Source organism: Bradyrhizobium sp. DOA1, from assembly GCF_001593325.1.
In the GTDB taxonomy this organism is placed as follows: domain Bacteria; phylum Pseudomonadota; class Alphaproteobacteria; order Rhizobiales; family Xanthobacteraceae; genus Bradyrhizobium.
This window is the reverse complement of sequence record NZ_JXJM01000001.1, coordinates 1910223-1928715: the sequence shown is the minus strand read 5'-3', so window position 1 is coordinate 1928715 and position 18493 is coordinate 1910223. Positions and strand designations below refer to the sequence as shown.

Genomic DNA, 18493 nt, shown 5'->3' with positions numbered 1-18493 from the left:
TCCGTCGCGATGTGGATGCTGTCCGGGCGCGCTTCCCCGATCAGCTTCGCAATGCGCGCCGGGCGCGGCATGGCGAGGCGCACGTCGCGATAGCTCGGCATCGCGAAGGTGCGGAACGATTGCGGCGTCAGGAACGCGAACTCGACGCCGAGGCTCTTGCCGGCGTCGGCGATCTTGGTCAGCGTCCGAACCACACCGTTGACTTGCGGGTGCCAGGCGTCGGTCGCGACCAGGATGCGCATCAGGCGGCTCTCGTCACGCAGCTCTTGCCGCGACCTGTGGGACGGCTGCCGGCTTCTGAAGCTGGTCCGCCCAGGTGATGATCTCGAAATGGCCGTCGTCGTGCTCGACGAGGGCGGTGCAGCTCTCGACCCAGTCGCCGCAGTTCATGTAGCGGATTCCGCCTTCGTCGCGGATCACGGCATAGTGGATGTGGCCGCAGATCACGCCGTCGGCATCGTGGCGCCGCGCCTCGGCGGCGAGCGCCTGCTCGAAAGCGCCGATATAGTTGACGGCGTTCTTCACCTTCTGCTTGGCCCATTGCGACAGCGACCAATAGGGCACGCCGAACAGGCGGCGGAAGAAGTTGACGAAGCGATTCATCTGGATCGCGAAGTCGTAGGCCCTGTCGCCGAGATGAGCGAGCCAGCGCGCGTTCTGCACCACGAGATCGAAGATATCGCCGTGGATGACGAGATAGCGCTTACCGTCGGCGCCGGTATGGACGGTGTTCTCGACGACGTCGATGCCGCCGAAATGCGTGCCGTAATAATTGCGCAGGAATTCGTCGTGATTGCCGGGAATGTAGATGACCTTGGCGCCCTTGCGCGCCTTGCGCAGCAGCTTCTGGACGAGGTCGTTGTGCGATTGCGGCCAGTGCCAGCTCGATTTCAGCGCCCAGCCGTCGACGATGTCCCCGACGAGATAGATGGTGTCGGCGTCGTGGTAGCGCAGGAAGTCGAGCAGAAGATCGGCTTGGGAACCGCGGGCTCCGAGATGGACGTCGGAGATGAACAACGTGCGAAAGCGCCGCTCCGGGCTCTCGTCACTCACATCGTAACTTCCCATGCGCCAACCCGTAACAATGTCCCGTGACAGGGAGATGACCGATTGAACCCTTGAGGCACCCGCAGATACGAATCAAACCTCGCCTCGCCCTGCCCGCGAATATCAGTCGCATGCGACAATCAGGCGACATGGCGCCGCAGGGGCCTCCGCAAAACTCCGGGCCGGTGCGCGGCGCATGTCAGAGATGACGCGAACCGCGGACGGCCGGCTATTTCCGGGGGACTGCGACCGCCCGAACGACGAGTGCGATGCGCTCGCTGCGCGCGCCGGGCCGGATGCGGCCCGAACGTTCGAGTTCGACGAGCCCATGCAAGGTTGCCCAAAAGGTCTCGGTCGCGACATCCATATCGACGCAGAATGGCGCGACGACTGCCGCAAGGGCTTCGAAACCGGCCCGCAGTTCCGGCTTGGTCCCCGCTTCTGCGAAGCGCAGACTGGACGGAAGAATGAACATGGCCTCATAAAGCGCAGGATTGCGAAGCGCGAAAGCGAGATAGGCCGTTGCGACGTTCTTGATGGCGTTTCGTCCGGTCGATCCACTTGCCGCGTGCCGAAGAGCGTCCGCGATCTCCCGAAACCCATCGAGCGCGACCGCGGCAACGATCGCGTCCCTGTTCTCGAAATGTGAATAGAGAACCGGCTGACTGTGTTCGATCTCGTCGGCAAGGCGACGGATCGTGACGGCGCTCCATCCCTCGCGCTCCGCGATCACGCGCGCTGCCGCGATGATGCGACGTTCGCGATCGGCGCGTTGCCGGTCTTTCCGTTCGGCGATGCCCAATTTTCGATCCTCCGGCGCAGGCAGCGGCTTTTCGTCAAATCTAGCCTTGATTTTTTATCTAGCATCGCTAGATAAATTTGAACAGCTGGAAAGGTGAATGGTAATGCACTGGCTTTCCCTAGGAATCGCGCTGCTCGTGGCCCTCGCGATCATCGCGATTGGCACCCTCTATGTCCTGAACCCGCGGAGAGTGACACAGAGTTTCGGTCTCCCGCTCCCCGAAGACGGCTCCAATGTCGCATGGTGGCTCCGGCTCAAGGGCGTGCGCGACATCGCATCGGGGCTCACGGTATTGGCGCTGATGGCGTGGGGCCTTCCACTCGCCCTCGGCATCGTCCTGTTTGTCGAAGCCCTCATCCCCATTGGCGACATGCTGCTCATTCTTGCCGCCAAAGGCCCTGCAAGAGCCGCTTTAGGCATTCACGGTGTCACGGCTCTTGTCATGGTCTTGGCATCCATCCCGCTGATGCTGGGCGTGCCCTGAGAGGGTTCATCGCGTCAGTAGAACTTGTGGAAATGATGGACCGGTCCGTGGCCGTGGCCGACGCTGAAGCGGTCGGCGGCCGCGATCGCCGCGGTGATCCAGGCCTTGGCGTTGCGCACGGCCTGCTCGAGCGCCTCGCCCTTGGCGAGGCCCGCCGCGATCGCCGATGACAGCGAGCAGCCCGTGCCATGGGTATTCCCAGTGGCGATGCGGGGCGCAGCGAGCGCGATCGTACTGTCGGCATCGATCAGATAGTCGGTGCTCTCCGCGCCCTCGCCATGCCCGCCCTTGATCAGGACGGCACGGCAGCCGAGCGCCAGCAGCCGGCGCCCCTGGCTTTCGATTGCAGCCTCGCTCGCCGCCACGGGCTCGTCGAGCAGCGCGGCGGCCTCGGGCAGGTTCGGTGTGATCACCGAGGCCAGCGGAATCAGTCTGGTGCGCAACGCTTCGATCGCTTCGGCGGCGAGCAGCCGGTCGCCGGAGGTTGCCACCATCACGGGATCGAGCACAACATGACGCGGCGCCCAGCGCGATAATGCGCTCGCGATCGCCTCGATGCTGGCGACCTGGGCCACCATGCCGATCTTCACGGCGCCAACGTCGAGATCGGAAAACACCGCATCGATCTGTGCGGTGACGAACTCCGCCGGCGCGGCGTGAATGCCCGTGACGCCACGCGTGTTCTGCGCCGTCAGCGCCGTGATGGCGGACGCGCCATAGACGCCGAGCGCGGCAAACGTCTTCAGGTCCGCCTGAATGCCGGCGCCGCCGCTCGAATCCGAGCCGGCGATGGTGAGTGCGACCGGGGTCGTCATCGCGGGATGCATCTGCTTGTGGACGTCATGACCTGTCCTAGCGCGACCGTGGAACCCCAGCAAGCGCGGCAGCGATGATTCGCTGCCACGCACCTCTTGCGACCGTCGCCGCATCTCCCCCGCAATCGGGCGGGCTTGAAAATCGAGCCGCGCCATGGCTTTGCCAGCCTGCCCTTGGCGTCCACACCGATGAGTGAGACGTTAGGTGGTGGAATCGTCCAAGGACGCCAATCGCGCGAGCCGCCCCAGGCCCGCGCGTCTCCCCGGGTGGAATTATGTGGGTCTATTTTCAACGTCTCCTCGACTCCTCGATGTTCTCGCCGCACGGCATCTGCCTGCTGTGGGAACCCCAGCTGGTCTGGCTCCATGTGGTCGCCGACGCCTGCATCGCGGCCGCCTACTTTTCCATTCCGTTTGCCCTCGCCATCCTCGTCACCAAGCGGCGCGACCTCAAATTCGGCTGGGTCTATTGGGCGTTCGCGATCTTCATCATGGCCTGCGGCCTGACCCATGTGCTGTCGATCTACACGCTCTGGGTCCCGATCTACGGCATCGAGGGCCTCCTCAAGGCGGCCACGGCGGTCACCTCCGTCTTCACCGCCGCTGCGCTCTGGCCGCTGCTGCCGAAGATCCTCGCCATTCCCTCTCCGTTCGAGTTGCGGCAGGTCCAGGCCGCGCTCGAGGAAGAGGAGATCAAGAGCCGGGACGCGACGCTTCTGCTGCAGCAGGTCAGCGATGCCCAGCGCGCGATGCGCGACAGCGTGGCCCGGCTCACCGCGATCGTCGAGACCGCGGTCGACGGGGTCATCCTGTTCGATGCGCAGGACCGCATCCTGCTGTTCAATCCGGCCTGCGAGCGCCTGTTCGGCTACCAGGCCGATGAGGTCATGGGCTGGAACGTCAGCATGTTGATGCCCGAGGCGGACGCTTCGTCCGACAATGCCACGCGGCATTTCGCGACCGGCGGCGAATCCGTCGGCCTGCGCAAGGATGGATCGACCTTCCCGATGGACCTGTCGGTGGGTCAGGCGCGGCAGGACGGCGAGTTGATCTTCGTCGGCATCATCCACGACCTCTCCGCGCGCAAGCTCACCGAGCAGCAGCTGCAGCAGGCGCAGAAGATGGAGACGGTCGGCCAGCTCTCCGGCGGCATCGCGCACGATTTCAACAATCTGCTCACCGTGATCATCGGCAACGCCGAGCATCTCAGCGAGCAGCTCAAGGCCAGGCCCGACCTCAGGCGCTTTGCCGACGACATCTGCCAGTCGGGCGAACGGGGCGCCGAGCTGACGCAGCGGCTGCTCGCCTTCAGCCGGCGCCAATTGCTCCAGCCGCAGATGATCGATTGCCGCGGCCTGCTCGATTCCATGTTCAAGCTGCTCAAGCGGACCTTGCGCGAAGACATCGAGATCAGGACGAGCTCGGGCCCCGGCACGATCACGGCCTTTGCCGATCGCGCCCAGCTCGAATCGGCCGTGCTCAATCTCGCGCTCAACGCGCAGGACGCCATGCCGGCAGGCGGACATCTGACGCTGAGCACGGAGCTGACCGCGATCGACGACGATTATCGCGCGCTTCATCCCGAAGTCGCGTCCGGCGCTTACGCGTTGATCTCGGTCACCGACGACGGCGAAGGCATGACCCCTGACGTCAGAGCACGCGCCTTCGAACCGTTCTTCACCACCAAGGAGGTCGGCAAAGGCTCCGGCCTCGGCCTCAGCATGGTCTACGGCTTCGCCAAGCAGTCCGGCGGCCATGTCTCGATCTACAGCGAGCCGGCCCTGGGGACCACGGTCCGGATCTACCTGCCGCGCGCCGCGGCAGGACAATCGCAGGCGGATCTTGCGGAGGGCGAGGACACAGCGCTGCGCGGATACGAGACGATCCTGATCGCGGAAGACGATCCGTTCGTTCGCTCCTCCGTCATCCGCAGGGTTGAAGCACTCGGATATCGCGTCGTCGCCGCGGTCAACGGCAAGGAGGCCTTGCAGCAGCTGCGCACCGATCCCGGCATCGACCTGCTGTTCACCGACATCGTGATGCCCGGTGGCATGAGCGGCTGGGATCTCGCCGATCAGGCGCGGCGGATTCGCCCCTCGCTGCCTGTCCTGTTCACCTCGGGCTATGCACTGGAGACCCTGGTCGAGCAGGGCCGCGCGCATGCGCAGGCAATCGTGCTGACCAAGCCCTATCGCAAGGTCGAGCTGGCGCAGCGGCTTCGGGATGCATTCACGGCTGCGGCTGTCGCCTCCTGAGCGGCGGACCTGCGCCTGGCGGCTTGTACAGTCGGCCGGCCGCTTGCTAAACCCGGCCGGGTTTGGCCTACTAGCCGGCCAGATGTGCTTTCGGAGTGACCGCGATGGTTCCCTTTTTCGTCCAGATCAAATGCAAGCTCGGCCAGTCCTATGTGGTCGCCAACGCGCTCGCCGAAGCCGAGATCGCCTCCGAGATCTACTCCACGGCCGGCCAATACGACCTGCTGGTGAAGTTCTACGTCGACAAGGACACCGACATCGGCCACTTCGTCAACGAGAAGGTGCAGGTGCTGCCGGGCATCCAGGACACCCTCACCATCATCACCTTCAAGGCGTTCGGCGCGGGCTAGCGCGGCTGCGCTAGCTTCCTTCCTTGCGCTTGGGCGGCGTCGGTCCGTCCACCGGCGGCAGCGACTTCAGATAGGCAGCCATCGCGGCACGATCTTCCGCCGTCAGTTGCGCCAGATTCTTGATCACGGGACGCATCGCGCCGGAGGCGCTGTCGCCCTCGGGCATGTCGCCGGTCTCGAGAAAGTCGGCGATGTCCTTTTCGCTCCACGTGCCGATGCCTTTCTGCGTGATGTTCGGGACCCAGCCCTCCCCTTCCGGATTGGGACCGCCGGCGAAGCGCTGGCTGCGGATAATGCCGCCGAGCGCATTGCGCGGGCTGTGGCACTCGGCGCAATGGCCGAATGCGTTGACGAGATAGGCACCGCGATTCCATTGCTCCGAACGCGACGCGTCCGGCACGAACGACCCGGTATTCATGAACAGTAATTTCCAGATGCCGACATTGCGCCGGATATCGAATGGAAACGGCACGTCGTGATCACGCGACTTGCCCTGCACGGCGGGCAACGTCTTGAGGTAGGCAAAGAGATCGCGGACATCGTCGACCTTCGCGAGATGATACGAGGTGTAGGGAAAAGCGGGGAAGTAGTGCTTGCCATCGGGCGAGATGCCGCGCATCACGGCGTTGACGAAATCGCTCTCGCTCCAGCGGCCGATGCCGTCATTGGGATCCGGCGAGATGTTGGGAACGTAGAACGTTCCAAACGGCGAGCGGAGCGGCAGGCCGCCGCCGAGCCGCAGGCGATCGTCCTGGTTCGGCACGGCATGACAGGACGCACAGCCGCCGGCGTTGAACAGCTCCTTCCCGTTGGCGAGATCGGGCGCACGCGTTGCGGCCGGCACCGCCATGGCGGCTGGCATGGTCAGCCACCAATAGACGCCGAACGCCACAACCATGGCGATCAGGACAGCAAGCATCGCTCGTCGCAGCATCGAAGCATTCCGTCGGGACCACGAGCTTACGGATATTCCGTGCCCGCTCCAGCCACGAATAATTTAGATGCTTGGCCGAAACGTGGGAATAAAGTCGCAGACGCACTGTTTGCAGGTTTGACAGCAATCAGGCGTCAACAGGGAGAAATCCATGAACAAAGCTCTTTTCGCCACGCTGGCCTTCGGCGCTGCGGTCGCATTCGCCGGCCCCGCCAGCGCTGAAAAGCTGAAGGCGGCGCTGGATGGCAAGGCCGAAGTGCCGCCAAACACCAGCAGCGCCACCGGAACGGCCGACCTGGACTATGACGCCGGCAGCAAGAAATTGTCCTGGACCGTCACCTATTCGGGCCTCTCCGGGCCTGCCACCGCCGCGCATTTCCACGGGCCTGCCGAGGCCGGCAAGAATGCTGGCGTTGCCGTCCCGATCCCGAATGCGGCTTCAAGCCCCGTGAAGGGCGAAGCCACGCTCACCGACGCCCAGGCCGCCGATCTGCTCGGCGGCAAGTACTACATCAACATCCACACGGCGGCGAACCCCGGCGGCGAGATCCGCGGCCAGGTGACGAAGTAGGCTCTCAACGCGGCTTCGTCGGCGAAGGCCGGGCGCTGGAGGGGGCGTCCGGCCTTTTCAATTCTCGCCACGCTCAAGCCGCGTTCAGCGCCTGCGCAAGGTCGGCGATCAGGTCCGACGGATTCTCGATGCCGATCGACAGCCGGATGGTGGAATCGAGCACGCCGATCTTCTGGCGGATGGCGGCGGGAACGCCGGAATGGGTCATGGTCGCCGGCAGGCTGGCGAGCGACTCCGTTCCGCCGAGGCTGACCGCGAGCTTGAAGATTTGCAGCGCGTTGAGGAATTTGACGGCCGCATCCTTGCCGCCGACGATGTCGAAGGAGAACGTCGAGCCCGCCCCCAGGCACTGCCGTGCGAACACGCGGCCCGCGGCAGACGCCTCTTCGTGGTGACCGAGATAATGGACCTTCGCCACCTTGGCGTGATCGCGCAAGAAGTCCGCGACGAGGCGCGCATTCGCATTGGCCTTTTCCATGCGCAGGCTCAGCGTCTCCAGCGACCGGTTGATCATCCAGCATGAGTGCGGATCGAGCTGGGTGCCGATGGCTCCGCGCAACGCCTTGATGCCCTTCATGAGCGCCTTGGAGCCGAGCGCTGCACCCGCAATCAGGTCGGAATGACCGCCGACATATTTCGTGAGCGAGTACAGGGAAACATCCGCGCCGTGCTCGATCGGCCGCTGAAACACCGGTCCGAGCAGCGTATTGTCGCAGGCGATGATCGGCGTGTCGCCTTGCGTCTTTCCGATCGCCTCGGCGACACGGCGCATCATCGCGACGTCCACCAGTCCGTTGGTCGGATTGGCCGGGGTCTCGATCAGGATCATCGAAACGCGCCCCTTGCCCATCGCCTCCTCCGCAGCCTGTTTGACTGCCGCCTCGTCGATGCCGTCGGCGAAACCGACGGCGCCGATCGACAGACGCGCAAGCGTGTTCGTCAGCAGGGTTTCTGTCCCGCCATAGAGCGGCTGCGAGTGCAGGATGACGTCGCCTGGGCGGACGAAGGCGAGGATCGTGGTTGCGATCGCCGCCATGCCGGACGAGAACAGCGCGCAGCTCTCGGTGCGCTCGTAGATCGCGAGCCTATCCTCGACGATTTCGCTGTTGGGGTGATTGAAGCGTGAATAGACCAGGCCTGCACCCATGCCCTCCGGCGGCTCGCGCCGGCCGGCGACGAAATCGAAGAAGTCTTGGCCGTCATCGGCGGTCTTGAACACGAAGGTCGAGGTCAGGAATACCGGCGGCTTGATGGCGCCTTCCGACAATTGCGGATCATAGCCATAGGTCAGCATCAGGGTTTCCGGATGCAGCATGTGGTTGCCGATGTGGGTCTTCGACGGGAACGGTTTTACCATGGCCCTGCCTCGCTGTTGGTTCGCTCGCGGCGCTGTGGTCTTCGCATTGATGAGGCAATCGGAGCGGATGCGCTGGGTTCCGACAGCTCTCGTCAACGCCGCGGCAACTGAAGCATAGATAGCCGCTCCGCCTGCGGAACGTCAGACCTTGCGCACGGAATTTCCCGATGAACTGCGCGACTGAGTCCCGTAGCCCGGATGAGCGCAGCGAAATGCGGGAAGACAGGCCGAGCTGATAGTTGTCCCGGATATCGCTGCGCTCATCCGGGCTCCGGGCTCTGTGCCCAGCTATTTCAACTTCACTCGATAGGTATCGTGGCAATCGTTGCAGCGGTCGTTGATCACGGTGTAGGCCGCCTTCAGGCTCGCAACGTCGGTGATCTTGCCCTTGGCGTCGGCGATCGCCTTCTGCACGGGTGGAATCTTGGAGTCGAAATCGGCCTTGTTCTGCCAGACCTTTGGCGACGAGCCATAGGTCGCGTTCACCACGTCCTGCTTGGGATTGATCTCGAAGGTCTTCGCGATCTTGGCAACATCGGCCTCGATGCTGGCGATGGCCTGATCGGCCGCTTTTTTGTCGAAGGGGATGTCGCCCTTGGTCATCTTCTGGATGACACCATACTGGTTCTTGGCGATCGAGCGCATCAGATTGTCCTGCTGGACGGCGATCTCCTGCTGCGCCATTACGGCGCCCGCGCCCAGCACGAGGACGCCCGCGACAATCATCGTTCGCTTCATTGGCTCGTTTCTCCGGCTCTCGAGACGTTCAGGGCATGAGCTTCACCGGCTTCAGGGAAGCCGGGACCCATCATGGATAGAACCCCGCGCGGGGCGTTTATTCCCGCCCGCGCGGGAGGATCTCGGACTAGAGGCTGTGGCGCCGGTGATGCTCGTTGATCGCGATCCACACCCGCTCGGGCGTTGCCGGCATGTCGATGTGGTCGATCTTGTATTCGCGCCAGAGCGCATCGACGATGGCGTTGACGATGGCCGGACAGGAGCCGATCGCGCCGGCCTCGCCCGCCCCCTTCACGCCCAGCGGATTGGTCTTGCAGGGGACGTTGGCGGTCTCGAACACGAAGGCCGGCCCGTCCGCGGCGCGCGGCAGCGCGTAGTCCATGAAGGTCGCGGTGATGAGTTGGCCGTCGCCCGCGCCATAGACCACCTGCTCCATCAGCGCCTGACCGATGCCCTGCATGGCGCCGCCGTGCACCTGGCCCGCAAGCAGCAGCGGATTGAGCGTCTTGCCGAAATCGTCGACGATCACGTAGTTGACGATCTTGATGATGCCGGTGGCCGGATCGATCTCGACCTCCGCCAGATGCGTGCCGTTCGGATAAGTGCCGTCGGCGCTGGCGAAGGTCGCGCTGCCGTTCAGCTTCGACGGATCGGCGCCGGGACGCTTGGCGAGGTCCGCGAAGGAGATCGAGCGGTCGGTGCCCGCGATCCGGATCACACCGTCGGTGATCTCGAGGTCGCCTGCGCTTGCCTCCAGCGCCTGCGCGGCGAACTCCTTCAGCTTCTTGCCGAGATCCCCCGCAGCGCGCTCCACGCAGACGCCGCCCGTGGGGATCGAGGCCGAGCCGCCGGTGCCGAGGCCCGTCGCGATCTCGTCGGTGTCGCCCTGGCGGATATGCACGCGTTCCGGCGGCAGGCCGAATTGCTCGGCGACGATCTGCGCATAGGCGGTCTGGTGGCCCTGCCCGCTTGATTGCGTGCCGATCAGCACGGTCACGTCGCCGCTGGGATCGAGGCGGACATTGGCCGTCTCCTCACCCATCACGCCGCAAATCTCGACATAGCTCGCAAGGCCGATGCCGCGGATCAACCCGTTCTTCTTGGCCGCCTTGGCACGCTTGCCAAACTCCTTCCATTCCCCGATCTCCATCGCGCGCTTGAGATGCGCGGCGAAGTCGCCGGAATCGTAGACCTTGCCGGTCGCGGTCTTGTAAGGAAGCGCCTTCGGCGGGATGAAATTCTTGCGACGGATGGCATCCGGCGTCATGTCGAGCTTCCGCGCGCAGGCGTCGACGAGACGTTCGATGACGTAGGCCGCCTCGGGCCGCCCCGCGCCGCGATAGGCATCGACCGGCACGCTGTGGGTGAAGATGGTGCGCACCCGGCAGTGGAACGCCTGGATGTCGTAGAGGCCGGGCAGCATGCCGGCGCCGCCATGCGGGATGTAGGGGCCGAAAGTCGAGAGATACGCGCCCATGTCGCCCATCAGGTCGCAATCCATCGCGAGGAACTTGCCGTCCTCGGCCAGCGCCATCTTCGCGGTGGTGACGTTGTCGCGGCCCTGTGCATCGCCCATGAAATGCTCGGTGCGGTCCGCCGCCCACTTCACCGCCTTCTTCAGCTGCCGCGCCGCGACCGCCATCAGGGCGTATTCCCGATAGGGAAACAGCTTCGTGCCGAAGCCGCCGCCGACATCGGGGCAGATCACCCGCATCTTGTCGGTGGGGATGTTGAGCACGTTCTGGCAGAGGATGTCGCGCAGGCGATGGCTGCCCTGGCTGCCGATCGTCAGCGTCAGATGGTCGCGCTTGGCGTCGTATTCGCAGACCGCGGCGCGCGTCTCCATGAAGCTCGCGACCACGCGCGGATTGACGATGGAGATTTCGGCGACCGCATGCGCCTTGGCAAAGGCAGCTTCGGTGGCCGCCTTGTCGCCGATCGAGACGTCGAACAGCACGTTGCCGGCCTTGTCGGGCCAGACTTGCGGTGCGCCCTTCTTGACGGCGTTGACGACGCCGGTCACGGCCGGCAACGGGCTCCATTTGACCTCGATCGCCTCGATCGCGTCGCGGGCCTGGTCGATGGTCTCCGCGACCACGAAGGCGACGGCATCACCGACATGACGCACCTCGTCCTTGGCCAGGATCGGGTATGGCGGGCCGGTGAAGGGATCGGTTTCGAGATTGAACAGGCAGGGCAGATTGCCGAGATCTTTGACATCATCCGCGGTGAGGATCAGCGCGACGCCGGGGAGCCCGCGGGCGCGGCTCACATCAATGGTGTATTTGGCATGCGCGTGCGGCGAGCGCAGCATCAAGCAGCGGAGCGCGGCCTGCGGCGCGTAATCGTCTGTATAGCGGCCCTTGCCGCGGATGAGCGCGTCATCCTCCTTGCGCAGCACGCTTTGGCCAACGCCGAACTTGATGGGAGCCGCCATTGTCTTTTCCCGTCCTATGGTTGTTTTGGCGGCATATTGCCGTGGAAAAACTGGCAAGGCAAACGGGTTGGGCAATAAAAACTACTTGCGCACCAACGCGACCAGCCAGTTGCGGCCGAACAGGATGAGGATCGCGAGCGCGTAGACGATCGTTCCTCCGATGGCCAGCAAGCCAAGCGTCAACTCGTCCCGGAAGTGCATTGCGCCGACGATAGAACCGCTGAAGCGCGCGATCAGCCAGAAGGTGGCCGCGAGGATAATCCCGGTCACGAAGAATTTGATGAGCGACAAGAGCCACGCCCGATCCAGCACGAGGAATTCTCGCCGCACTGCGAAGTAAAGCACCAGCAGGAGATTGGTCCAAACGCCGACGGCGGTGGCGAGCGCGAGGCCGATTTGGGCGAGCGATCCCATCAAGGCGACCTTCAGCGCGACGTTGACGGCGATGCCGGTCAGCGACGCGCGGACCGGCGTCGCGGTGTCCTTGCGCGCATAAAAGGTCGCGACGGCGCTGCGGATCAGCACGAAGGGAATGAGACCGATGGCATAGGCAGCGAGCGTATTGCCTGCGGCAACCGCATCGGCTTGCGAGAACGCGCCGCGCGCGAACAGGGCACGCATGATCTCGTCAGGCACGGTGATGAAGGCGGCGACGAATGGCACCGAGAATAGCAGCGTGAAGTCGAATGCGCGGCGCTGCGCCCGCATTGCGCCATCATGGTCGCTGGCCGTGATCCGCCGCGACATCTCCGGCAGCAGCACCGTGCCGATGGCGATGCCGATGACGCCGATCGGCAATTGGTTGAGACGGTCGGCGTAATACAGCGCCGACAGCGCGCCGGCGGGCAGGAAGGTCGCGATGATGGTGTCCGCGAACAGCGCGACCTGCGTGCCCATCGATCCCAGCGTTGCCGGTCCCAACGCTTTGAAAAATCCGCGCACGTCTTCGTCGAGCTTGAGCGGCGCGAAACGCGGCAGGCCGCCATGGCGGGCGAGATCGCCGGCGAGCAGGAAATATTGCAGGAAGCCGGAGATCAGCACGCCCCAGGCTGCCGCGTGCCCCGCGGTCGGAAACCAGACGGCCACCGCCAGCGTCATCATCATCGCGACGTTGAGAAAGATCGAGGCGGCCGCAGCGCTGGCAAAGCGCTGCATCACGTTGAGCATGCCGCCATAGAGCGTGACGAGCGTGATCAGCAGCAGATAGGGAAAGGTGATCCGGGTGAGCTCTATCGCGAGCTTGCGTTGCTCGGCGTCCTCCGAAAAGCCGGGCGCCAAGATGCTCATCGCTTGCGGCATGAACAGCCAGGCGACGATCAGCAGCACCACCTGCGAAGCCAGGAGCAGCGTGAAGATTCGGTCCGCGAAGAGTTTTGCCGCCGCCTCGCCCTTCTCGCCATGGACATGCGCGTAGGCCGGCACCCACGCCGCGTTGAAGGCGCCCTCGGCGAAGATCGCTCGGAAATGATTGGGCAGCCGCAGCGCCACGAAGAAGGCATCTGCCACGGGGCCTGCGCCCAGGATCGCCGCGAGCATGATGTCGCGCGCAAACCCCGTCACCCGCGAGAGCAGCGTGTATCCGCCAACCGTGAAGATGCGTCCGAGCATGCGTCTGTTTTAGAGGATGGCGCGATTAGGTCTAGGTGGAAGCCGCGACGGAGGTCCGCCCCTCCCCCGCTTGCGGGGGAAGGTTGGGGAGAGGGTGTCTCGACGACGAAGACTCCCCCAAAGGAGAGAACCCTCACCCGCGCCTTCGCGCGACCTCTCCCGCAAGCGGGAGAGGTAAGAAAGAAGCAGCGGAGGATCACCCCGCCAGCGCGCCGCGGACTGCAGCGATCACCCGCTCCTGGTCAGCCTCGGTCAAATAGGCGTGCATCGGCAGGCTGATGACGTCCTGGGACAGGCTCTCGCAAGCAGGCAGGCCGCCCTCTGCGACCGGATAATGCTTGTAGGCGGTCTGCTGATGCATCGACTTGCCGTAATAGATCGCGGTCGGCACGCCCTGAGCCTTCAGCGCGGCGGCAAAACCGTCGCGGTCGGTGCCTTCAGGCAGACGGATCGTGTACTGCGCCCACACCGACGTGTTGCCGGGGCTGAGGCGCGGCACGGTCACAACGTTGCTCAGGCCGCGTGCGTAGCGCTCCGCAACCCTGTTACGGGCGGCGACCTCATCGTCGAAGATCTTCAGCTTCTCGATCAGGACCGCGGCCTGCATGGTGTCCAGCCGGCCAGTGAGGCCGAGGCGGACGTTGTCGTATTTGTCGACGCCCTGCCCGTGCACGCGAATGCTGCGCAGCGTGGCCGCGAGCTCGTCGTCATCGGTGAAGATGGCGCCGCCGTCGCCGAAACAGCCGAGCGGCTTGGCCGGGAAGAAGCTGGTCGCCGTGGCGTGCCCGAAGGTGCCGAGCTTGCGGCCCTTGTAGCTGGCGCCAAAGCCTTGGGCTGCGTCGTCGAGCACGAACAGGCCTTCGGCCCTGGCGATCTCGGCGATGGCGTCGTGGTCGGCGGGCTGGCCGAACAGATCGACCGGAATCACTGCCGCCGGCTTGAGCCCGGCCTTGCGAGCGGTCGCGATGCCGCGCTTCAGCGACTCCGGGCTCATGTTGAAGGTAGCCTCGTCCACGTCGACATAGACGGGCGTAGCGCCTGTCCGCGCCACCGGCGAGGCGGTCGCGATGAAGGTGAAGGACGGACAGAACACGGCATCGCCGGGCCCGAAATTCTTCGCCATCATCACCATCAGGATCGCATCGGTGCCGCTGGCGCAGCCGATCACGTGCTTGGCGCCGCAATAGGCCGCGAGTTGCTTCTCGAGCTCGAACACCTCGGGGCCGTTGACGAACTGGCAATGATCGAGAACCCGTTTCACGGCTGCATCGAGCGAGGCGCCCAGCCGGCGGCGCTGTGCGCCGACGTCGATGAAGGGAATGGGTTCGGACCGCAGATGCTGGTTCATGGTCTGGTTCTTGGCCTTCTTGCGTGATCGACATGGATAAGGATCAGCCAGCGACGCGGCGCGGGCCCTTGCGGGCAGGCGCCGTGGCGGCAGGTCGCGTGGGCGTCTCCAGGCACTGCGTGGCGATCTCGAGGCTGGCGACGCCTTCGTCGCCGGTGACCGCAGGCGTTTCGCCGTCACGCACCGCCTTGAGGAACGCGAGCAGTTCGGCGCGCAGGGGCTCGTCATGACCGACCGGCAGATGCCGCATCGAATAGCTGCCGTCAGGCTGGAAGCCGAAGCATTCGGTGACCTGGCGCGTCAGCAGATCGCCCATCACGTATTTGCCGCGCGTCGCGACCGTGACGCTGCGCGCCTTGAACGGCGTCAGCCAGTTGGTGTTGATGTGGGCGAGCACGCCGTTGGCGGTGCGGAATTGCAGGAGCGCGATGTCCTCGCGTTCGGCGACCGCGCTCGACAATTGCGGCTGCACCTCGACGATGTCGGATTCGGTGAACCAGCGGATCAGATCGATGTCGTGCACGGCGAGGTCGATGACGACGCCGACATTGGACATGCGCGGCGGGAACGGGCCGACGCGGGTGATCGCGATGGAGAGAATGTCCTCGCCGGCGATCGCCTTCTTGACCGCGGCGACCGCAGGATTGAAGCGTTCGACATGACCGACCATCAGCGTGACGCCGGCCTTTTGCGCGGCGGCGACGATCTCGCGGCCCTCCTCGACCGTGGAGGCGATCGGCTTTTCCACGAGAACGTGGATGTTCCTGGCGATGCAGGCGAGCGCCACCTCGTGGTGCAGATGGGTCGGCGCTGCGATGGTGACGGCATCGACGCCTTCGGCGAGCAGCTCGTCGAGCGTCTCGAAGCCCTGACAGGTCGCAAGCTCGGTGGTGCGCGTCCGGTGTGCCGGCGAGGGATCGACGATCCCGACCAGGGTGACGCCGGGAAGACCCGCGAGCACGCGCGCATGGTTGCTGCCCATCACGCCGGCGCCGATGACGCCGACACGCAGGCCGGCCTTTGCCGCCACAGACCCTATGGAACTCATCTGGTGGAACCCCGATTCAACCCAAATCCCCGGCGCCGCTTCTAGCATGGCCGCCATATTTGTGGCGAACGCGGAGCTAGCGATCCGGACACGATTTGATTCAAAAAATTACACGTTCCCCGGGCCTTAAGCCGAAAAAGATACCGCTCTTCCGGCCCGGGTCGCGTGATTCGGAGTTTGCTGGTTACGACCTTTGATAGTCGTCTTCAATCCGGATGATGTCGTCTTCCCCCAGATAGCTTCCAGTCTGGACCTCGATCAGTTCCAGCTGGATCTTGCCGGGATTCTCCATCCGGTGGACGGCGCCCATCGGAATGTAGATCGACTCGTTCTCGTGCACGGTCTTCACGGTCTCGTTGACGGTGACCTGGGCCGTGCCCCGCACCACGATCCAGTGCTCGGCGCGATGGTGATGCTTCTGCAGCGACAGCCGACCGCCCGGCTTCACCACGATGCGCTTGACCTGGTGGCGCTCGCCATTGTCGACGGACTGATAGCTGCCCCAGGGCCGGTGCACCTTCAGGTGCTCCTCGGTGACCTTCGGTGCGACCTCCTTCAGCTTGGTCACCAGACGCTTCAGCCCGTTGGCGTCCTTCTGGCGCGAGACCAGGATCGCGTCCGCGGTGGCGACCACCACGAGATCGTCGACGCCTTCGAGCGCGACGAGCGCGGAATCGGTGGTGACGTTGCAATTGCGGGAGTCCTCGAACACCGCAGTGCCGTGCGCGGCGTTGCCTTGCTCGTCCTTCTCCGACAGCTCCCACACCGCGAGCCAGGAGCCGACGTCGGACCAGCCGCACGACACCGGCACCACGGCAGCGCGCGCGGTCTTCTCCATCACGGCATAGTCGATCGAGATCGCCCTCGCCGAACCGAAGGCTTCCGGCTCCAGCGTGACGAAGCCGAGATCGCGGCCGGCATTGTTGACCGCATTGGTGACGGCCTCGATGCTCGCCGCATCGACCCTGCGATATTCATCGAGCAGCACACTGGCCGGGAACATGAAGTTGCCGCTGTTCCAGAGATAGCCGGAATTGACGTAGTCGGACGCCTTTACTGCGTCCGGCTTCTCGACGAAACGCGCCACCGCATGCACCTCGCCGGAGATCACTTCGCCCGGGTTGATATAGCCGTATTCGGTCGCAGGCCGCTCCGGCTTGACGCCGAAGGTGACGATGCGCCCGGCATTCGCAGCGGCGAGGCCCTCGCGGCAGGCGGCGACGAAGGCGGCGTTGTCTTGCACCACGTGGTCGGCGGCGAGCGCGAGCACGATGGCTTCGCTGGCGCGGTTCTGCGCGAACACTGCGCCCGCGGCGATCGCAGGGCCCGAATCGCGCCGCATCGGCTCGAGCAGCACGTCGGCCTCGATGCCGATCTCGGCGAGCTGCTCCAGCACCATGAAGCGATAGGCCGCATTGGTGATGACGATCGGCCGGGCGAACAGGGAAGGATCAGACACGCGCAGCAGCGTGTCCTGGAAGGTCGAGCGGGTGCCGAACAGCGGCAGGAACTGCTTTGGCCGTACTTCGCGCGAAGCCGGCCACAGCCGCGTGCCGGCGCCGCCGCACATGATCAGGGGGATAATGCGTTTGTCCATCGTCATCTCAAACCTTGAAGTAGTCCCGATACCAGGTGACAAAGTTATGGACCCCCTGCTCGATCGGCGTTGACGGCGCAAAGCCGGTGTCGCGCATCAGGTCCTCGACATCCGCGAACGTTTCCAGCACATCTCCCGGCTGCATCGGCAGCAATTCTTTGATCGCCGTCCGGCCCAGCTCCCGCTCCAGAAGACCGACGACATGCATCAGTTCCTCCGGGTGGTGATTGCCGACATTGTAGAGCTTTGACGGCGCATTTGCGGCAGACGGATCGTCAGCAGGCACAAGATCGATCAGCCTGGATACGACACGCGTCACGTCATCAATATAGGTGAAGTCGCGGCGCATCCTGCCATGGTTGAAGAGACGGATCGGTTTGCCCGCCAGGATGGCGTTTACGAACAGAAACATGGCCATATCAGGCCGTCCCCACGGCCCGTAAATGGTAAAGAAGCGCAGGCCCGTGACCGGCAGCCGGTAGAGATGGCTGTAGGACTGCGCCATCACCTCGTTCGCTTTCTTGGTCGCCGCGTAGAAGCTCACCGGATGATCGGTGCGGTCCGCAACCGCAAATGGCATTTTTGTGTTGGCGCCGTAAACGGAAGATGACGAGGCGTAGACGAGGTGACGACAGCCATTGTGGCGGCAACCCTCGAGCACGTTGAGAAAGCCCTGAAGATTGGAATCGGCGTAAGTCTGCGGCTGCTCGATCGAGTAGCGCACACCGGCCTGGGCCGCGAGATGCACGACTTTTTCGAAGCGATGTTGCGCAAACAGTGCGGCGATCGTCGCGCGGTCGGCGAGATCGGCCCCGACGAAGGAGAAGCGAGGCTCGTTCCGCAGCAACGCGAGGCGCGCCCGCTTCAGCGCAGGATCGTAATAGCTGTTGAGATTGTCGAGCCCGACGACGGTGCGGCCTTCGCCCAGGAGCTGCCGGGCGACGTGGAAGCCGACGAAGCCGGCAGCGCCCGTGACCAAAATCGCCTGATCCGTCATCCTGTTCCCAAGGAATATCCAGTCCGCCGCGCCTCTTTAGCCGCGGCCTCGTGGGGGTCGCAATAGCCTGGCCGGCGATCACAGCGCCCTTTTGCAAACGTCCTT

General features: G+C 64.4%; 16 protein-coding genes and 1 pseudogene. 4 read left to right on the top strand and 13 right to left on the bottom strand.

The annotated features are described in order from the left end of the window. The 3 genes and pseudogenes from SE91_RS08990 to SE91_RS08980 all read right to left on the bottom strand — a co-directional run. A pseudogene (locus SE91_RS08990) lies at positions 1–242 on the bottom strand (glycosyltransferase family 1 protein); the annotation flags it as partial. A 13-nt stretch (positions 243–255) separates the two neighbouring features. Then, positions 256–1068: a UDP-2,3-diacylglucosamine diphosphatase gene (locus SE91_RS08985; RefSeq protein ID WP_060736582.1), complete on the bottom strand. Its 813-nt coding sequence runs from the start codon at positions 1066–1068 to the stop codon at positions 256–258. 208 nt (positions 1069–1276) lie between these two features. Further along, positions 1277–1849 (bottom strand): TetR/AcrR family transcriptional regulator, encoded by a 573-nt coding sequence (locus SE91_RS08980; RefSeq protein ID WP_061847342.1) that lies wholly within the window; start codon positions 1847–1849, stop codon positions 1277–1279. A gap of 103 nt (positions 1850–1952) precedes the next feature. On the opposite strand from SE91_RS08980, the gene SE91_RS08975 reads away from it, so the two are divergent. Next, positions 1953–2333: a DUF4267 domain-containing protein gene (locus SE91_RS08975; RefSeq protein ID WP_061851058.1), complete on the top strand. Its 381-nt coding sequence runs from the start codon at positions 1953–1955 to the stop codon at positions 2331–2333. A gap of 14 nt (positions 2334–2347) precedes the next feature. Here the strand turns inward: SE91_RS08975 and thiD are convergent, their stop codons facing one another. Then, entirely contained in the window at positions 2348–3148 is an 801-nt protein-coding gene (thiD, locus tag SE91_RS08970; RefSeq protein WP_060737823.1) for a bifunctional hydroxymethylpyrimidine kinase/phosphomethylpyrimidine kinase, read from the bottom strand. A 275-nt stretch (positions 3149–3423) separates the two neighbouring features. On the opposite strand from thiD, the gene SE91_RS08965 reads away from it, so the two are divergent. Both SE91_RS08965 and SE91_RS08960 read left to right on the top strand, forming a co-directional pair. Further along, entirely contained in the window at positions 3424–5403 is a 1980-nt protein-coding gene (locus SE91_RS08965; protein ID WP_061847341.1) for a PAS domain S-box protein, read from the top strand. A 104-nt stretch (positions 5404–5507) separates the two neighbouring features. Further along, a complete protein-coding gene (locus SE91_RS08960; RefSeq protein ID WP_008554991.1) occupies positions 5508–5753 on the top strand; it encodes an Lrp/AsnC ligand binding domain-containing protein in 246 nt (81 codons plus the stop codon). Positions 5754–5763: 10 nt separating this feature from the next. Here SE91_RS08960 and SE91_RS08955 read toward each other — a convergent pair whose 3' ends face one another. Next, entirely contained in the window at positions 5764–6687 is a 924-nt protein-coding gene (locus tag SE91_RS08955) for a c-type cytochrome (RefSeq protein WP_060736584.1), read from the bottom strand. A 151-nt stretch (positions 6688–6838) separates the two neighbouring features. On the opposite strand from SE91_RS08955, the gene SE91_RS08950 reads away from it, so the two are divergent. Next, positions 6839–7258 carry a CHRD domain-containing protein gene (locus SE91_RS08950; protein WP_061847340.1) on the top strand — a complete coding sequence of 140 codons (420 nt, stop codon included), beginning with the start codon at positions 6839–6841 and terminating at the stop codon, positions 7256–7258. 73 nt (positions 7259–7331) lie between these two features. Here SE91_RS08950 and SE91_RS08945 read toward each other — a convergent pair whose 3' ends face one another. The 8 genes from SE91_RS08945 to SE91_RS08910 form a co-directional block, all read right to left on the bottom strand. Then, positions 7332–8615: a cystathionine gamma-synthase family protein gene (locus SE91_RS08945; protein ID WP_060736585.1), complete on the bottom strand. Its 1284-nt coding sequence runs from the start codon at positions 8613–8615 to the stop codon at positions 7332–7334. Positions 8616–8903: 288 nt separating this feature from the next. Next, a complete protein-coding gene (locus tag SE91_RS08940; protein WP_061847339.1) occupies positions 8904–9353 on the bottom strand; it encodes a cytochrome c in 450 nt (149 codons plus the stop codon). Positions 9354–9480: 127 nt separating this feature from the next. Next, complete coding sequence (locus SE91_RS08935) at positions 9481–11790, bottom strand: xanthine dehydrogenase family protein molybdopterin-binding subunit (protein WP_061847338.1); 2310 nt, start codon at positions 11788–11790, stop codon at positions 9481–9483. A gap of 81 nt (positions 11791–11871) precedes the next feature. After that, a complete protein-coding gene (murJ, locus tag SE91_RS08930) occupies positions 11872–13398 on the bottom strand; it encodes a murein biosynthesis integral membrane protein MurJ (RefSeq protein ID WP_061847337.1) in 1527 nt (508 codons plus the stop codon). A gap of 196 nt (positions 13399–13594) precedes the next feature. Then, positions 13595–14746, bottom strand: coding sequence for a DegT/DnrJ/EryC1/StrS family aminotransferase (locus tag SE91_RS08925; RefSeq protein ID WP_061847336.1), 1152 nt, complete (start codon positions 14744–14746; stop codon positions 13595–13597). A 43-nt stretch (positions 14747–14789) separates the two neighbouring features. Next, positions 14790–15794 carry a Gfo/Idh/MocA family protein gene (locus tag SE91_RS08920; RefSeq protein WP_061847335.1) on the bottom strand — a complete coding sequence of 335 codons (1005 nt, stop codon included), beginning with the start codon at positions 15792–15794 and terminating at the stop codon, positions 14790–14792. A gap of 184 nt (positions 15795–15978) precedes the next feature. Beyond that, a complete protein-coding gene (locus SE91_RS08915) occupies positions 15979–17391 on the bottom strand; it encodes a mannose-1-phosphate guanylyltransferase/mannose-6-phosphate isomerase (protein ID WP_061851057.1) in 1413 nt (470 codons plus the stop codon). A gap of 7 nt (positions 17392–17398) precedes the next feature. Further along, positions 17399–18388: an NAD-dependent epimerase gene (locus SE91_RS08910; protein WP_061847334.1), complete on the bottom strand. Its 990-nt coding sequence runs from the start codon at positions 18386–18388 to the stop codon at positions 17399–17401. Positions 18389–18493 lie beyond the last annotated feature (105 nt).

Bases quoted from the DNA above. Each gene is read 5' to 3' on its own strand.
- SE91_RS08960 (WP_008554991.1), top strand. From the start codon at position 5,508: ATGGTTCCCTTTTTCGTCCAGATCAAATGCAAGCTCGGCCAGTCCTAT.
- SE91_RS08975 (WP_061851058.1), top strand. From the start codon at position 1,953: ATGCACTGGCTTTCCCTAGGAATCGCGCTGCTCGTGGCCCTCGCGATC.
- SE91_RS08910 (WP_061847334.1), bottom strand. From the start codon at position 18,388: ATGACGGATCAGGCGATTTTGGTCACGGGCGCTGCCGGCTTCGTCGGC.
- SE91_RS08945 (WP_060736585.1), bottom strand. From the start codon at position 8,615: ATGGTAAAACCGTTCCCGTCGAAGACCCACATCGGCAACCACATGCTG.
- murJ (WP_061847337.1), bottom strand. From the start codon at position 13,398: ATGCTCGGACGCATCTTCACGGTTGGCGGATACACGCTGCTCTCGCGG.
- SE91_RS08950 (WP_061847340.1), top strand. From the start codon at position 6,839: ATGAACAAAGCTCTTTTCGCCACGCTGGCCTTCGGCGCTGCGGTCGCA.
- SE91_RS08935 (WP_061847338.1), bottom strand. From the start codon at position 11,790: ATGGCGGCTCCCATCAAGTTCGGCGTTGGCCAAAGCGTGCTGCGCAAG.
- SE91_RS08920 (WP_061847335.1), bottom strand. From the start codon at position 15,794: ATGAGTTCCATAGGGTCTGTGGCGGCAAAGGCCGGCCTGCGTGTCGGC.
- thiD (WP_060737823.1), bottom strand. From the start codon at position 3,148: ATGACGACCCCGGTCGCACTCACCATCGCCGGCTCGGATTCGAGCGGC.
- SE91_RS08925 (WP_061847336.1), bottom strand. From the start codon at position 14,746: ATGAACCAGCATCTGCGGTCCGAACCCATTCCCTTCATCGACGTCGGC.
- SE91_RS08985 (WP_060736582.1), bottom strand. From the start codon at position 1,068: ATGGGAAGTTACGATGTGAGTGACGAGAGCCCGGAGCGGCGCTTTCGC.
- SE91_RS08915 (WP_061851057.1), bottom strand. From the start codon at position 17,391: ATGGACAAACGCATTATCCCCCTGATCATGTGCGGCGGCGCCGGCACG.
- SE91_RS08940 (WP_061847339.1), bottom strand. From the start codon at position 9,353: ATGAAGCGAACGATGATTGTCGCGGGCGTCCTCGTGCTGGGCGCGGGC.
- SE91_RS08965 (WP_061847341.1), top strand. From the start codon at position 3,424: ATGTGGGTCTATTTTCAACGTCTCCTCGACTCCTCGATGTTCTCGCCG.
- SE91_RS08955 (WP_060736584.1), bottom strand. From the start codon at position 6,687: ATGCTGCGACGAGCGATGCTTGCTGTCCTGATCGCCATGGTTGTGGCG.